This window comes from Butyrivibrio sp. AE2015, from assembly GCF_000420825.1.
Lineage (GTDB): Bacteria > Bacillota > Clostridia > Lachnospirales > Lachnospiraceae > Butyrivibrio.
Window position 1 is genome coordinate 69,669 of sequence record NZ_ATVR01000007.1, and the last position, 16,844, is coordinate 86,512.

The 16,844-nt window shown below is 38.4% G+C and carries 15 protein-coding genes; 12 read left to right on the forward strand and 3 right to left on the reverse strand.

What is annotated here, in order from left to right:
- Window positions 1–7 precede the first annotated feature (7 nt).
- The gene (locus G585_RS18775; protein WP_022773539.1) at window positions 8–790 is read right to left on the reverse strand and encodes a MerR family transcriptional regulator; all 783 of its coding nucleotides are present in this window, start codon (window positions 788–790) and stop codon (window positions 8–10) included.
- A 90-nt stretch (window positions 791–880) separates the two neighbouring features.
- Between G585_RS18775 and G585_RS0105460 the strand changes: the two genes are divergently transcribed.
- A complete protein-coding gene (locus G585_RS0105460) occupies window positions 881–1,309 on the forward strand; it encodes a chemotaxis protein CheW (protein WP_022773541.1) in 429 nt (142 codons plus the stop codon).
- Between the two features lie 10 nt (window positions 1,310–1,319).
- On the forward strand, window positions 1,320–1,784 hold the full coding sequence (locus tag G585_RS0105465; RefSeq protein ID WP_022773542.1) for a chemotaxis protein CheW: 465 nt from the start codon (window positions 1,320–1,322) through the stop codon (window positions 1,782–1,784).
- Window positions 1,785–1,826: 42 nt separating this feature from the next.
- Here G585_RS0105465 and G585_RS18780 read toward each other — a convergent pair whose 3' ends face one another.
- Window positions 1,827–3,941 carry a hypothetical protein gene (locus tag G585_RS18780; protein ID WP_022773543.1) on the reverse strand — a complete coding sequence of 705 codons (2,115 nt, stop codon included), beginning with the start codon at window positions 3,939–3,941 and terminating at the stop codon, window positions 1,827–1,829.
- Window positions 3,942–4,027: 86 nt separating this feature from the next.
- A complete protein-coding gene (locus G585_RS0105475) occupies window positions 4,028–5,260 on the reverse strand; it encodes a nucleotidyltransferase (protein ID WP_022773545.1) in 1,233 nt (410 codons plus the stop codon).
- A 194-nt stretch (window positions 5,261–5,454) separates the two neighbouring features.
- On the opposite strand from G585_RS0105475, the gene G585_RS0105480 reads away from it, so the two are divergent.
- The 10 genes from G585_RS0105480 to G585_RS0105525 all read left to right on the forward strand — a co-directional run bounded on the left by G585_RS0105480 (window position 5,455) and on the right by G585_RS0105525 (window position 16,842).
- Complete coding sequence (locus G585_RS0105480; protein ID WP_022773546.1) at window positions 5,455–6,648, forward strand: acetate/propionate family kinase; 1,194 nt, start codon at window positions 5,455–5,457, stop codon at window positions 6,646–6,648.
- Window positions 6,649–6,852: 204 nt separating this feature from the next.
- Window positions 6,853–7,713, forward strand: coding sequence for an AraC family transcriptional regulator (locus G585_RS0105485; protein WP_022773548.1), 861 nt, complete (start codon window positions 6,853–6,855; stop codon window positions 7,711–7,713).
- A 122-nt stretch (window positions 7,714–7,835) separates the two neighbouring features.
- A complete protein-coding gene (rpmF, locus tag G585_RS0105490; protein WP_022773549.1) occupies window positions 7,836–8,018 on the forward strand; it encodes a 50S ribosomal protein L32 in 183 nt (60 codons plus the stop codon).
- 156 nt (window positions 8,019–8,174) lie between these two features.
- Entirely contained in the window at window positions 8,175–9,185 is a 1,011-nt protein-coding gene (plsX, locus tag G585_RS0105495) for a phosphate acyltransferase PlsX (protein WP_022773551.1), read from the forward strand.
- Window positions 9,186–9,237: 52 nt separating this feature from the next.
- Window positions 9,238–9,474: an acyl carrier protein gene (gene acpP, locus G585_RS0105500; protein WP_022773552.1), complete on the forward strand. Its 237-nt coding sequence runs from the start codon at window positions 9,238–9,240 to the stop codon at window positions 9,472–9,474.
- 76 nt (window positions 9,475–9,550) lie between these two features.
- Window positions 9,551–10,246 carry a ribonuclease III gene (gene rnc / locus G585_RS0105505; RefSeq protein WP_022773553.1) on the forward strand — a complete coding sequence of 232 codons (696 nt, stop codon included), beginning with the start codon at window positions 9,551–9,553 and terminating at the stop codon, window positions 10,244–10,246.
- A complete protein-coding gene (gene smc / locus G585_RS0105510; protein WP_022773555.1) occupies window positions 10,246–13,803 on the forward strand; it encodes a chromosome segregation protein SMC in 3,558 nt (1,185 codons plus the stop codon). Before rnc ends, smc begins: the two co-directional genes overlap by 1 nt.
- On the forward strand, window positions 13,803–14,714 hold the full coding sequence (gene ftsY, locus G585_RS0105515; protein ID WP_022773556.1) for a signal recognition particle-docking protein FtsY: 912 nt from the start codon (window positions 13,803–13,805) through the stop codon (window positions 14,712–14,714). Before smc ends, ftsY begins: the two co-directional genes overlap by 1 nt.
- Before the next feature lie 19 nt (window positions 14,715–14,733).
- Window positions 14,734–15,960 (forward strand): threonine ammonia-lyase, encoded by a 1,227-nt coding sequence (gene ilvA, locus G585_RS0105520; protein WP_022773557.1) that lies wholly within the window; start codon window positions 14,734–14,736, stop codon window positions 15,958–15,960.
- A 3-nt stretch (window positions 15,961–15,963) separates the two neighbouring features.
- A complete protein-coding gene (locus G585_RS0105525; protein WP_022773559.1) occupies window positions 15,964–16,842 on the forward strand; it encodes a YitT family protein in 879 nt (292 codons plus the stop codon).
- Window positions 16,843–16,844 lie beyond the last annotated feature (2 nt).

A 16,844-nucleotide genomic window follows, 5' to 3' on the forward strand; every position in this document is an offset into this window, starting at 1 on the left:
TGAGGTATCACTCAAGCTGTGCAAAGGCCATAAAATATTGGTGATACCTCTTTTCATCATCATAGAATCTGGAAACAAGCACAGCATAAATTGTATCAAAGGATCTGGAATACTTCCCGGAAATGGTCTCTTTAAACCCTTTCACGATTGTTTCATCAGCGGGAGTTCTTCCGACGATATCAATCATTTGACTTACTACGGCTGATTTTTTTATGATAAAACCCTTTTCAATTTTCAAATAATTTGCGTACTCCCTTTCAGTTATGAGGCCATAGCAATCAAGATCGTGATTGGTCTCATTGATAGTTAATGTCGTAGCGAAGAACTGAGAATTCTGGAATGCTTTCTGCATAGAAGAAAAGTATTCGTCTGATGGATTTGTGGTATAAGGCACAAGAAAGAAATCACCTATAACAGATTCTCTTAGTTCAAACATGTGGTCTTTGGCCTGACGAAGATAAGAAAGATCCTTTGAGGCTTTTTGTAGGAGCATTTGATATTTAGTAATCTGATCTTCAAAATATTCAGAATGCTCTTCAAGACGTTTAATTATTTTTGGATAACTAAAATCGAATATAACGTCTTTGGTATCACTGAGTGAGAAACCAAAGGAACGATACTTTAAAATATCAATAATAGAGCATATATCCCAGTAACTATACTCCCTGTAACCATTGTCAGGATTGATCTTTGGGTTTAGGAGCCCCTGGCGTTCATAGTGCCTTAAGGTTTCTCTACCGAAATTAAATATCTGACAGATTTCTTTTGTTGAGTATTTTGTTTCAATCATGGTCAATCCTCACTGGAAAACATATTGACTATACATAATTATGCATTTAGTATATTGCTCTTGGAGTGAACTATTTTGGGAGGTAATCAAATGGAATTAAGTCAAATCGTAACTGATAATATGAAGAATTCACAGGCTTTGATTGCAGGGGTCAGAGATGAAAAGATCGCGATTCCTCTTTCATCAGTTTTATCTATAGAAAATGTAGCTGTTTCTGAGATCAACACTGTTAATTTTGAGGATGTTATATATCTTAGGGGCCAGGTTATTCCTCTTGTTTACATGGATAAACTGTTTAATCTTGAGGAAGCTAAGAAGGAATCATTAAATATCAACGTTGTTATTTGTATGTATAAAGATACATATCTTGGCCTTGTTGTCGATGAGCTCTTTGGGCAGGAAGATATTGACAAAAAGTCTATGGGAATTCTCGATAACGAAAACCGTTTTTTCAGTGGAGCAACAATATTGGATGACGCAGTAGCACTTGTCCTTGATGTTGAATCACTTATCGCATAAGGAGTACAAAATGTCTGAACTTGCTGTTTATAATGCAAACGAAAATGAGTCAAAATATATCATTTTCAAAATCAACAAAGAAGTATACGCAATTGATGTTAAGAGCGTAAATAATATCATACAGATGCCTAAAATTACACAGGTACCAAGTTCTCCAAAGTATTATAGAGGTGTTATCAATCTTCGCGGAGAAATAATTCCGGTAATGAGTCTTCGACGCAGAATGAATTATGACGATGACTGTTTTACAAGCAATTCGCGTATTATTATCCTTAACATCGGAGAGGATAATCTTTTGGGAATTGTTGTTGATGAAGTTAATGAGGTACTTGATATATCTTCAAAAGATATTGAGCAGCCTTCACAGTTCATAAAGAACGATGCTTCTGTTGTCAGCGGAGTAGGAAAGATCGGAGATATGATCATTTCTATATTGTCAGTTGATTCAATGATCGGTGAAAGAAAAGCATCATAAGTTGTAATTAAACCTATACTGCCTTTTGGACAGTATAGGTTTTTATTTTTTCAAATGTTCTATCTGGTTCGTGAGTTCCTCTGGAACATCAATTCCCTCTTTTTTAAGCTTGGCAATTATGTTAAGTATTGGCTTTGCTGTATTATTTATTCGTACTGAGTAGTGGCTAAACAGATCTTTATATTGTGGATTGTCAGCATTTTTTTCTCTCACTGCCTTTGCAAAAGGACAGAAGGTAAAAAGAATCTCTCTGGTTACTTTATTTAGTCTTGGAGATCCTGCTGCTTCAAATTTTACATAGGAAAGGTAGTCGGCGATAAATACATTTTTATAATTATTACTGAATTTCTTTAGATCAGTTCTTAGTTTTTCTTTGTTTTCAGTAGAAAGAGCTGAATTCTTTTTATAGAACTGTAAATAATCGCAGTACATGGAGGTGAGCGAAGGATCAGTTACATCGTTCCAGTGAACACCCTGCTCAGTCTTACACATTTCCCATCTGAATTCGCCAAAGAGCTTTATCATTGTTTCCTCAGTATTTTCAGTATTAAAGATTGAAACAAGCATTCTGGCCTTTGTGCGCCTGTTTTTGCCGTCTATTTCCTGCCAGAGGCTGGCTCTGCTGCCAACATTTGGCATAAGGATCATATATGGTGTAATGTCATCTGCAAAAAAGACCTGCGGTACACCGATCTCTGTGTTGGAGAAAAGAGCCTGTCTGCAGAATACGCCATAGTCAATGCCACGGATCATGTCAAAGTAGCCGTTTACCTTGGCGGCTGTCTGGTAGGCCATATCGAGTGGCCTTAAGACATTCTGCTCATCAAAAACAGGAACGAAAGATGAGATTCGTCCAAATGTCATTCTGTTTCCGAGAGAGAATAGATTGTGAATCTCAAATTCAAGCCTCTTTTGAGGGTTATTTTGCATAGCTTCAAGCTGTGCCTGATTTATAGCGCCTGTTGACTTTTGCTCTCTAAGATATGATGGCCAGTCCTGATCAAATTCATTTTTGGATGGATCAACCTCTAACATGTAGATTTTTTTTAGCCACTCATAAACGGTCAGGACATTTCCGTTTTCATCAGGAATATAGGCCTTTGCCATGTTGTATAGAATGGATGTATTTTTTGCGCCGGCCAGATCCTCGTCAACAAAGCCGAACATGAAAAACATTTTAACTTCGATAGGAAGCTCTTCATCCGTAAGACTTCTTAAGAAAGCGGGAGTAAATACTTCATAAAAAGATGTGCTTATATTTCTGCGAAGTGCTCTTGCTTCGTCAGAAGAATCATAGCGGTTATTGTTTGATCTAAAGGATGAGATCTGTTCTTCGAATTTACTGGCAATCTCGCTGCTTACTCCTGAATATACAAGAATGGTATTAAGAGCATTTACTATAGTTACGCTGCCTTCGCTGCCTTCAGTCTCGGCGCGCTCCATATCTGCGAGCTTTGCTTTTATCACCTTCATGGTAGAAGCAAAGGCTGATGTTTTCTTTTTTAAGACCTTCCTGTATTCATTAAGAATAAGAACCTGGTCTGAAATGGTCTTATATATAGTGTAAGTTGTCATTATCATTCCTGTTGCGATTTCTATATTTAGGCCATAAAAAGACTTTTTTAGAACAGCTTCGCTTTCTTTTAAACTGTTGCTAAAATCAATTACCCAGTTTGGTACCTTTTCAGATTTTTCAGGTGGGATAAGTTCATCCAGTTCAGGAAAAGTTTTGGCTATTTCACCGACTTTTATGCAAAGACTTGGATAATCTGCGTAGTCAGCCATAATCTGCTCATATTCCTGAAGCGCATCATCGAACTGTTTTTCATAGGCAGCGCAGGTTTTGGCTGCGATTTCAGATGACTGAGCTGCGAGAATAGGAGCGATTTTTGGATTGGACTTGATTATTTTTGGAAGATCATCGGGTGAATTGAAGGCATAGGAATAAACAGTTGTTTCTTGAAGGGCTTCATAATTGTAAGCGTAGGGTGTTCCGGGATTTTCAACAATACCTATAAAGCCACCTACGTTGCATATGATGGAAGAGTAAGCATTTGAAATCTGTATACTTCCTTTTACCACAACTTCAACGCTGCTTACAGTGTCCTGCCCTGCTTTATGAAGAAACTGCCCTTTTTCAAGTTTTGTAATTCCCATGAGTCCTCCAAAGAACAATCAAAAAGTAAATCACGTATATAATTTAATGTTATCACGATAACCTTTTGACATCAATTAAAAGAAAATTAAAGAATCACAGGTTTTAATCTATATTCGGATCCAATATTGTTCCCGGCAATGCGGTTATAAATAAGGCTCCCCGTAAGAGTTTCATTAAAAAGGGAAAGCTCAAGGGGTGAGAGAGTCTTTTGGGCATCCTTTAATCTGTACAGCATTGACAAAGCAGCATTTTCTCTGATACTTGCCAAAAGAGCTGATGATTCTTTTTTTGATCCGAGAATCCTTCCATATGCAGTAAAATCGCTGTTTTTATAGTTATCCATGTTCTCTTTTGTTATGTTTAGGAGAATGTGGAAGAGACATCTGCTTATTCTGGTATATGTAAGGTTCTTGGTTTTTAAGCAGTCACAAAATGAATCAATATCAGTGAAGCTTTCAAGATTACTCAAAATACGATTTGAAAGATCTTCATTAACATCAAGGTATTTTGTATAGCCGCTATTTTTTTCAGAGATCAGTTTGCAATACAAAAGATCGGAAAAATCGTTGGAATCAAGGAATCTTCCCTGATACCCTGTGAAATAATCAAGCGCAGCATCCGGAATCTGATCCTTAAGGACAGGAGAGCTTTTGTCTTTATCCGAAAGAATGCTGTTTCTTATCCCCTGAGCACTTGATATTTTAGTGATTTCCTCACTGTGATAATCTGCACCTTCTCTTTTTATTGTGAAAGGGGTTATTTTGCTGTTTGCCCGCTTTAAGGCTTTTAGATATTCTATAGCTAAAATGTTGTTTGGATTTTCAAGTATATTCAGAGAAACAAAAGATCCTTTTTCGGATTGATCAAAAAAGTCTTTTAAGGCATTTTTTCTTGAAACAGGGTAGGAATCGCCTTGCTTTAGGTACTTTCCAAGAGCTTCTTTATAAGTATCCGGCTCTTTTGCCAAAACATCTGCAATCATGTTTAAGGAATCAAGATCCGGATCTTCACTTCCAAAGCATAAATAGTCCACCACACCAAGTTTATCTAAAAGAGAGATGGCACCGGAGGCGAAAAATTCAGCACTTCCAAGACTGTAATAGATTGGAAGTTCTAGTACGACATCAGCTCCGGAGCTAAGTGCCATTTTTGCTCTGTCAAATTTGCTGATGATAGAGGGAGCGCCTCTTTCTACAAAGTCTCCGCTCATGATTACTATGCAGTAGTCTGCATTTAATTTCTTTTTACACTGATTTATGAGATATTCATGACCTTTATGAAAAGGATTGAATTCTGCGATGATCCCGATTGTTTTCATTAACGATATCCTGATAATATAAGCCTATATGTAACAACAATATTCAAATTTTTGTACAATTTTTTCCTTGTACAAGAATTATAATATAAGTATGATATTCATGGAAGATTTTTTGATTCTGCTCAAAGAATAAAAAATGAACTGAAGTTACTATTATATGTAGATTTCAGAAATATTTTGAAAAGAGGTCAAATATGAAAATTTTAGTTATTAACTGCGGAAGTTCATCACTTAAATTCCAGCTTATTGATTCAGATTCAGAAGCTGTTATCTGCAAGGGACTTTGCGAAAGAATCGGAATTGACGGAAGCCAGATCGTTTATACTCCAGCTGGCAAGGACAAGATTACTAAGGTTACTCCAATGCCTGATCATAACAGAGCAATCGAGCTTGTTATCGAGGCACTTACAAATAGCGAAAATGGTGTAGTTTCTCTTGATGAGATAGGAGCTGTTGGACATCGTATTGTTCATGGCGGAGAGAAGTTCACTAAGTCTGTTGTTATCAATGATGAGGTTATTAAGGCAATTGAGGAAGTATCTGATCTTGCACCTCTTCACAACCCTGCAAACCTTATCGGAATCAGAGCTTGTCAGAAGGCTATGCCTGGTGTACCTATGGTTGCAGTATTTGACACAGCATTCCATCAGACAATGCCTGAGGAGGCTTATCTTTACGGCCTTCCCAATTCTTACTATGAGAAATATGGAATCAGAAGATATGGTTTCCATGGCACAAGCCATTCTTATGTAAGCAAAAGAGCTGCTGAGATTCTTGGAAAGGATGCAAAAGATCTTAAGCTTATCGTTTGCCACCTTGGAAATGGTGCTTCAATTTCGGCTGTAGATGGCGGAAAATGTATAGATACATCTATGGGACTTACTCCACTAGAGGGACTTATCATGGGAACAAGAAGTGGTGATATAGATCCTTCAGTTGTAGAGTTCATTATGAAGAAAGAAAATTCTACAGTTGCAGATGTTACAAACCTTTTAAACAAAAAGTCAGGCGTATTCGGACTTTCAGACGAGCTTTCATCTGATTTCAGAGACCTTCAGAAAGGATATGAAGAGGGTCATGCAGGTGCTAAGAGAGCAGTTGATGCATTTGTATACAGAGTTGTTAAATATATCGGTGCTTATACAGCTGCTTTGGGAAGAGTAGATGCTATCTGCTTCACAGCTGGTGTTGGTGAGAACAGCGGATTTGTTCGTAACCTTATCTGCAAGAGACTTTCATTCCTTGGCGCAACTGTTGATGAGGAAGCAAACAAGGCTCACGGCGAGGACAAGATCTTCTCAGGTCCTGACAGCAAGGTTACACTTATGATCGTTCCTACAAATGAAGAACTTGCAATTGCCCGTGATACAGTAGCACTCTGCAAATAATGAGCTTATAAAAATGTGATTTTAAAAGAAGCGGTGAGATTTCACTGCTTCTTTTTTTAGTGCGCAAGATGTTAATCGTTAAACTAAATTTTCTTGTTATTAAATAAACATAACAAAAAACTTGAAAATACTGAAGTGAAATTGTATGATATACTATGTCTTTTGCTTGGGATAATATAGAAAAAAGCTGATAATAGGGAAGAAATGAAAGAGTTAAATTCATGTAAAGAGGCTATGGCCTCCAGTATTGAAAACAAGTACTTTAGCATTGCTCACTTGTATAAAGATGAAAAGGCAATGGAAATGCATATTCATGATTGCTATGAGGTGTATTTTTCCATTTCAGGAGGAAAACAGTTCCTTATCGATAATAAGGTCTATGATATTGCTCCGGGAGATCTTTTCCTGATAAATCAGTATGACTCTCACTATCTGACTCAGATCGAGAAGGAAAAGCATGAGAGGATCGTTATCATGATCGACCCTGATTATATGAAGGAGATATCTTCAAAGGAGACCAATCTTGATGCATGTTTCCAGGAGAGAGATGATAAGTTTTCCCATAAGATAAGCCTTACAAGTGAGCAGCAGAGCCGTTTCCTTTACTTTGTAAACAAAATACTTACAAGTAACGGATACGGACATGACCTGCTTGAGAGGGCGACTTTTACTGAACTGTTCGTCTTGATAAATCAGATAGTTAATGAGAAAAACAGTGATAAGGTGGAAGACAGGCCATCTACATACAATGAGCAGGTAGATGCCATTCTTTCTTATCTTAACAATAATATCCAGTATCCGATAAGCATTGGAGATCTTTCTAAGCAGTTTTATATAAGTGAGTCCTATATTTGCAGGATCTTTAAGTCGGCAACAGGGACAACTATAAATAAGTATATGACAGCCAGACGTATTTCTATTGCCAAGTCACTGCTTGCAGAGGGAATAGGTGTTAGTGACGTCTGCGAGAAATGCGGTTTTAGCGACTATAGCAATTTCCTTAAGGCGTTTACAAAGTCTGTAGGAATATCCCCCAAGAAATATTCTCAGAATTGCAACAGATAAAAAAACTGTTGACAAATAACGCTGCGATGAGTACAATATCAAAGTATGCTAATGAATAAACGTAAACAATTGCCTTGTTAAGGCAGTTTCTTATACGGTTACTGTAAGGAGGTGTTACTCAAATGTCAATCTGCCCAAAGAATAAGTCATCAAAAGGCCACAGAGATCAGAGAAGAGCTAACTGGAAAATGACAGCTCCAACTCTTGTAAAGTGCAGCCACTGTGGAGCTCTTATGCAGCCACATTGCGCATGCAAGAAGTGCGGCTATTATAACAAGAAGAGCATTGTTGAAGTTGAGGCTTGATAATTAAGTGGAACCTCATATGTTCTGAAATTTAAGGCTTTCCAATTTATTTGGGAAGCCCTTTTTTTGCCCTAAAAATCAATGTTTTATTCTATTGATTTTTGATTAGTACTCTTGTATATTATAAGAAGTCAATTTTGATATGGGGGTAATTTTATGGCAGAACTTGTAAGGGTTGCTGTTGATGCAATGGGAGGAGATAACGCTCCGTTTGTCACAGTAAAGGGTGCTGTAGACGCTGTTAAAGAGTCACAGAATCTTAAAGTTTTCCTCGTTGGAAAAAAAGATATTGTAGAAAAAGAACTTTCTGCTTATGAATATGACAAAGATAAGATAGAGGTTGTAGATGCAACTGAAGTTATCGAAATGGCTGAACCTCCGGTAATGGCTATCAGAAAAAAGAAAGATTCTTCTATCGTAAAGGCCATGTACATGGTTAACCATGGTGAGGCTGATGCCTATGTTTCCGCAGGAAGTACAGGCGCTACACTTGTAGGTGGTCAGGTCATTGTTGGAAGACTTAAAGGAGTTGACAGAGCACCACTTGCTCCTCTTATCCCTACAGAGAAAGGCAATTCTCTTTTGATAGATTGCGGTGCCAATGTAGATGCCAGATCCAATCACCTGGTTCAGTTTGCAAAAATGGGAACTGTCTACATGGAAAATGTAATGGGAATTAAGAATCCAACAGTTGCCATTGTTAATATCGGCGCAGAAGAGGAGAAAGGCAATGCACTTGTAAAAGAGACATTCCCGCTTCTTAAGAACTGTCCTGATATAAACTTTATTGGAAGTATCGAGGCAAGAGATATTCCTGCTGGATTTGCTGATATAATCGTTTGTGAGGCTTTCACAGGTAACGTTATCCTTAAGATGTATGAAGGCGTTGCCAAGTCCATGATGCATGTTATCAAAAAGAGTCTTATGAGCAATCTTAAAACAAAGATTGGTGCACTCCTTATAAAGGATGACCTTAAGAAGTCTCTTTCAGATTACAGCATGGATAAATACGGCGGAGCTCCAATGCTTGGTCTTAAGGGTCTTGTAGTTAAGACTCATGGAAGTGCCAATGACATTGAAGTTAAGAATTCAATCTTGCAGTGTGTAACATTCACAGAACAGAAAATAAGTGAAAAGATCAGTGCTAAGCTTTCAGATGAAGGTTAAAAGCGTTGACTAAATAAATTATTACTTTGACGGTTAAGGAAGGTCGAATATTATGGAATTTGAAAAAATGAAAGAAGTTATTGCAGGCGTTTTAAATGTTGATCCTGAGGAAATCAAGATGGATACAACTTTTACAGAGGATCTTGGTGCTGATTCACTTGATCTTTTCCAGATTATTATGGGTCTTGAGGATGAATTTGATGTTCAGATCGATCCTGAAAAGACAGAGAATATCACTACTGTTGGTGAGGCTGTAGAGCTTCTTAAAAGCGCACTTTCTACAAAATAAGCTGTAAATAAATAACAGACTATGGTGAGGCAGCTTTATGACTGCCTCATTTTAATTTAAGTAATCGAGGTTTTTTATGTTATCAGAGTCAGATATTTCGAAATTTGAAAATACTATTGGATATACTTTTAAGGATAAATCACTTTTGATCCAGGCTTTTACACATAGCTCTTTTGTCAATGAACAAAAGATCAATAAAAAGCCGGATTATGAGCGTCTTGAGTTTTTGGGAGATGCAGTTCTTGAAATGCTATCAAGTGAGTATCTTTTCAAAAAATATCCGGATAAAAAAGAGGGCGAAATGTCCAAGATCAGAGCTTCTCTTGTATGTGAACCGGCTCTGGCTTTTGATGCAGAAAAACTTGATATAAGACACTACATGCAGCTTGGAAAAGGCGAAGAAGCCACTGGGGGCAGAAATAAGGAATCAATCATTGCTGATATGGTTGAGGCAGTGATCGGTGCATTGTTTTTGGATGGTGGAATAGAAGAGTCCAAGAGATTTATTTACTCATATGTTCTTACAAATGAAGAGAGCATGCAGATGTTTAGCGATAGCAAATCTATTCTTCAGGAGATTGTGCAGGGACAGAATCTGGGACAAATTCGATATGAAATTTGTGGCGAAAGTGGCCCTGAACATGATAAAATATTTGATGTCCGCGTTTTTGTGGGAGATAAGAATTTTGGAGAGGGGTCAGGAAAAACCAAAAAAGCAGCTGAGCAGAAGGCTGCTTACAAGGCAATTCTTGAATTAAAGAAAAGCAAGTAATGTATTTAAAAAGTATTGAGATCCACGGCTTTAAGTCGTTTGCAAATAAGATAAAATTTGATTTTCATAATGGTATCACCGGAATTGTAGGACCTAACGGCTCAGGTAAAAGTAATGTAGCTGATGCTGTCAGGTGGGTTCTTGGTGAACAGCGTATTAAACAGCTGCGTGGTGGATCCATGCAGGATGTTATCTTTTCGGGAACTGAGCTTCGTAAGCCCTTGGGCTATGCTTATGTTGCCATCACACTTGATAATTCTGATCATTCCCTTGCTATAGACTACGATGAGGTCACTGTTTCAAGAAGACTTTATCGTTCGGGAGAAAGTGAATATATGATAAATGGCTCCGCGTGTCGTCTTAAGGACGTTAATGAGCTGTTTATGGATACTGGTATCGGTAAAGAGGGATACTCTATCATTGGACAGGGTCAGATCGATCAGATCCTTTCAAGTAAACCTGAGGACAGGCGTAATCTTTTTGATGAGGCCGCAGGTATTGTTAAGTTTAAGTCCCGTAAAGAGACCGCTATCAAAAAGCTTGAGGAAGAGAAGATAAATCTGACTCGTCTTTCTGATATCTTATCTGAGCTTGAAAAACAGATAGGACCGTTGGAAAAACAGTCTGAAGTTGCAAAGGAGTATTTAAAACTCAGAGAGCGCCTCAAAACTTTGGATGTAAATATGTTCCTTGTTGAGAATAAGAGCCAGAGACAGCAGCTTGAGGATGCAGAGAAAAATCTCGGCATTGCTACAGAATCTCTTGATAAGGCAAAAGAGTCTTATGAAAAAGCCAAGGAAGAATACGAAGGCATTCAGAAAAAGCTTGAAATTTTGGACCGCGAGATCGATGAAGCACGGGCAAGAATCACAGATTCTTCTGTAAAAAAAGAAAAGCTTGAAGGTCAGATCGGTATCTTAAACGAAAAGATAAAATCTGCTACAACCAATGATGCTCATTTTAAATCCCGTATCAAGGATGAGCAGGCAAAAATTGAAGAAAAGAATAAAGAAAAAGAGACATATCTTTCTGAAAAAGAAAGTATTGATAAGGATGTAGAAGACCTTTCACAGAAGCGTGATGCTGCCAGAAAAGAGCTGGAGAGAGTTCTTACACAGATATCCAATATAAATGAGGAAGTAGAGACCTGCAAGAGCGCTATCATCGAAACCCTGAATACAAGAGCAACAATCAAGTCAAAGCTCAGTTCTCTTAATACCATGAAAGAGCAGGTCAACATCAGAAAGGCTGAGCTTACAGGAAAGCTTGTAAGAGCCAGATCTGATGAGTCCAAGCAGGAAGAAACCATAAAGAAACTTAGAGATGAGTTCGACCGCATAACTTCAGAGATTTCTGAAATGAATAAAAAGCAGAAACAGGCTGAAGAAGATGTAAAAGAGATGCGTGAGACCATGTCTTTGAAAGATACTGAACTTAGAAAAGTTCAGGAGCTCTATCAGCAGGAAAAATCAAGACTTGAAGCTTTGGCCAACATTACAGAGAGATATGAGGGCTACGGCGGAAGCGTTAAGAAGGTAATGGAAAAAAAGGATACAACGCCAGGAATCATAGGTGTTGTAGCTGATATTATCAAAACACAGCCAAAGTATGAAACAGCTATTGAAGTTGCTCTTGGCGGTAACATTCAGAATATCGTTACTGACGATGAAGAAACAGCCAAGAAAATGATTGCTTACCTGAAAGAAACAAAGGCAGGAAGAGCAACATTTTTACCACTTACAGCTCTTGATAATCCGCCTGAACTCAAAGCTAAAGAGGCTCTGAATGAAAAGGGTGTTCTTGGTATGGCTGATGAACTTGTTGATACAGATCCCAAGTATAGACAGGTTGCAAAGGCAATGCTTGGAAGAATTGTTGCTGTAGACAACATTGACAATGCTGTTAAGATTGCCAGAAAGTACAATTATACAGTACGTATGGTAACTCTTGAGGGTGAACTTCTTGTTCCCGGCGGTGCTATCAGTGGTGGTGCTTTCAAAAATAACTCAAATCTCCTTGGTAGGAGACGTGAGATGGATGAAATGGAAGCCAACGTCAAAAAGTACAAGCAAAATATTGATGATCTTAAGAGCGAGATTGAGGAGTGCAGAACAAAGAGAAATGAACTTAGAACTCTTGCTGAAGAGCTTAGAACAGAGCTCCAGGGCAAGTTCATCGCTCAGAATACTGCAAGACTTAATGTAGAAAATGAAGAGGCAAGACAGGCTGAGCAAAAGGCCGGATACAGCGACCTTAAAGCTGAAAATGACGAGATAGAGAGTAAGCTTTTGGAAATCGCCGATGAAAAAGCTAAGGCAGAAGCACTTCTTGAGTCTTCAGAGAATACAGAAAAAGAGTCTACAGAAAAAGTAGAGAAATATCAGAAGGAACTGGAAGGACTTCATGAGATCGAGGAAACTGAAAATGAAAAGGTTTCTAAGCTCGATATTGAATATGAAAAGATTGCACAGAAGCATGAATTCCAGCAGCAGAATTTAAGCCGTGTAGAGTCAGATATAGAAAATCTTGAAAAAGGCCTTCAGGAAATTGTAGATTCCATGGAGGAGAATGTAAGAAATCTCGAGCAGAATAAAAAGGATATCGAAGAGATCAGGCTTACAATTGAGGCTTCTGTTGACGTTCAGTCTGATGCAAATAAAGAGCTTGAGCAAAAGAAAGAAGAAAAGAATGAGCTTTCTGTTTCTCAAAAGGAATTCTTTGGAAAGACTGAAGAGCTCAATAAGCAGATATCAGACCTTGACAAAGAGGTTATCAGACTGGGTTCAAAGAGAGAAAAGTGCCAGGAGGCAATTGAGTCACATATTAACTACATGTGGAATGAGTATGAGATCACTCTTTCTGATGCAGCGCAGCTTCGTGATGAGAATATGACCGATGTTCCTGCTATGAGAAAAGAGACCAATTCTCTTAAGGATTCCATCAGAAAACTGGGTGATGTAAACGTCAATGCCATCGAGGATTATAAAAACCTCATGGAGAGATATACATTTATGAAGACTCAGCACGATGACCTTATAGAAGCTGAGAGACAATTAAAAGAGATCATCAAAGACCTTGATGAATCTATGAGAAAGCAGTTTATCGAACAGTTCCACAAGATCAATACAGAGTTTGATCAGGTATTTAAGGAAATGTTCGGAGGCGGAAAAGGATCTCTTGAACTTGCTGAGGACGAGGATGTTTTGGAGGCAGGAATCAGGATCAATGCACAGCCACCGGGAAAGAAACTGGTAAACATGATGCAGATGTCCGGTGGAGAGAAGGCTCTTACAGCTATTGCGCTTCTTTTTGCTATTCAGAACCTAAAGCCTTCACCATTCTGCCTTTTGGATGAGATTGAGGCGGCCCTTGATGAGAACAACGTTGTTCGTTTTGCTAAATATCTCCATAAGCTTTCAAGTACACAGTTTATTGTAATTACTCATCGTCGTGGTACAATGGAAAGTGCTGATAGATTATACGGTATTACCATGCAGGAGAAGGGCGTATCTACTCTTGTAAGTGTAAACCTCATTGATAAGGAGCTTACGAATTAATGGCAAATAACTTTTTTGCAAAACTGCAACAGGGACTATCCAAGACCAGAGACAATATTGCCAAAGGTTTTGACAATGTTTTTTCCGGTTTTTCAAGCATTGACGAGGATTTCTATGAAGAGCTTGAAGAGACTCTGATAATGGCTGATATCGGTGTTAATGCCACCAGCAGAATCATGGATGAACTTCGTAATCAGGTAAAAGAAAAAAGAATTTCTGATCCCAATGCATGCAGGCAGCTTTTGAATCAGATATTAAGAGATCAGATGAGTACTGATGAGCATGCTTATGACTTTGAAGATAAAAAGACAATTATCTTTGTTATCGGTGTAAATGGAGTAGGAAAGACAACATCAGTTGGAAAACTTGCTTCTATTTTCAAAAATAAAGGTAAGAAAGTCTTGATAGCTGCAGCTGATACTTACAGAGCAGCGGCAACCGAACAGCTTCAGGAATGGGCAAAAAGGGCAGATACTCCTATTATTACAGGAAAAGAAGGAGCTGACCCTGCAAGCGTTATATATGATGCAGCATCTGCCTTTAAGGCAAGGGGCTGCGATATTCTGATCGTTGATACAGCCGGAAGACTCCATAATAAAAAGAATCTTATGGAAGAACTGGCCAAGATGAACAGGATCATTGATAAAGAATTGCCTGGAATCTGGCGCGAAAACTTTATCGTTTTGGATGGAACTACAGGGCAGAATGCGATCATGCAGGCAAGAGAGTTTGGAGAGGCTGCGCAGCTTACGGGCATTGTGCTTACTAAACTTGATGGAACCGCTAAGGGAGGAATTGCTGTTGCCATTGTATCGGAACTTAACATTCCGGTTAAATATGTGGGAGTTGGAGAGGGTATTGACGATCTTGAGAGATTTAACTCTGATGAATTTGTTGATGCTCTAATGTAAGAGCTGGTAAGGAGACGACATGGAAAACGGGGAAAAGATGACACTCGCAAAATTTGAAGAAGCCTATGAAGATGTGAAAAAAGTTACTTTGGAGACAAAGCTTATTTACAGTGATTACTGGAGCAATGCAACAGGTAACAAGGTTTATTTAAAGCCTGAGAATCTTCAGAGAACAGGTGCCTACAAGGTAAGAGGCGCTTATTACAAGATAACAACTCTTTCTGATGAAGAGAGAAAGAAAGGCCTTATTACTGCATCTGCCGGTAACCACGCGCAGGGTGTCGCATATGCTGCAAAATGCTATGGAGTAAAGGCTACAATTGTAATGCCTACTTCCACACCTTTGATTAAAGTTAACAGAACAAAGGCTCTTGGTGCTGAAGTTGTACTTCATGGAAATGTATATGATGAAGCTTATGAGCATGCAAAAAAACTTGCCGAGGAAAATGGATATACTATGGTTCATCCATTTGATGACCTTGATGTTGCAACAGGACAGGGTACTATTGCAATGGAGATCATTAAAGAGCTTCCAACAGTAGATTATATTCTTGTTCCTATCGGTGGCGGCGGACTTGCTACAGGTGTATCAACACTTGCAAAGCTCCTCAATCCAAAGGTTAAGGTAATAGGTGTAGAGCCTGCCGGCGCAAACTGTATGCAGGAATCTATGAAGGAAGGTCATGTCGTTACACTTCCTACAGTAAATACCATTGCTGATGGTACAGCTGTTAAGACACCTGGTGAAAAGATATTCCCTTATCTTAGCAAAAATATTGATGAGATCATAACCGTTCCGGATGAAGATCTTGTAGTAGCATTCCTTGATATGGTTGAGAACCATAAGATGGTAGTAGAGAACTCAGGACTTTTATCTGTTGCAGCTCTTAAGCAGCTTGATGTAAAGGATAAGAAGATCGCCTGCGTTTTATCCGGCGGTAACATGGATATTATTACAATGTCTTCTGTTGTACAGCAGGGACTTATTATGAGAGACAGAATCTTTACCGTTTCTGTACTTCTTCCTGATAAGCCGGGAGAACTCTCCAGAGTTTCAGGCGTAATTGCTGATGTAAAAGGAAATGTTATCAAACTGGAGCACAATCAGTTTGTTTCTATTAACAGAAATGCAGCTGTTGAGCTCAGGATCACTCTTGAAGCTTTTGGAAGCGAGCACAAACAGCAGATTATTGATGCACTCAATGACAACGGCTATAAACCAAGAATTGTAAGGACAAATATTTAAGTAATGAATAGAATCAAATCAAAAAGATTAAGAAGAATAGCAGAATATATACTGATAACAATAGGATCAATCATATATGGAGCAACAACGGCACTACTTATTGATCCTAACAATATAGCACCGGGAGGACTTACCGGTCTTGCTATTGTTCTTAACAGAGTTGTTCCCATGGGAACTGGTATGTGGTTTCTTGTTATGAACATACCTATTTTGATTCTTTCCATATGGAAGTTTGGAATCAGATTTACAATTTCAACTATATATGCCACGGCTGTGATTTCCTGGGTTACGGATATCTGTACTAACTTCTTTTCGGGATACATAATTCATGATGTATTTCTTGGGGCATCCTTTGGTAGTGCGGCCCTTGGTATTGCAATAGGCCTGATTTTTAAATGTCATGCCACAACTGGCGGTACCGATGTTATAATTAAATTATTAAGGATCAAGTATCCGCATATCAAAACTGGAGTGTTATACCTTTTGACAGATATTGTAGTACTTCTTATAGCGGGTATAGTATTTGGTGACTTTGCTGCATCCTTGTATTCCTTCATGTCGGTTATGGTCACATCTTATGTTCTTGATCTTGTTTTGTATGGAAGAGACGAAGCTAAGCTTATTTATATTATTTCTGACAGGCCTGATGAGATAACCAAAAGACTTCTTGAGGAGCTGGATATTGGTGCCACTCATGTTTTTGCCAAGGGTGCATACAGCGGGGAAGACAAAAAAGTTATCATGTGTGCCATAAAGAAGAGACTTTCACCTCTTGCTGAAGATATAGTAAGAGACGAGGATCCGAATGCATTTATGATCATCTCAAGTGCAAGTGAGATTTATGGCGAAGGCTATAAAAGTTATTTTGACGAGAGAATTTGAGT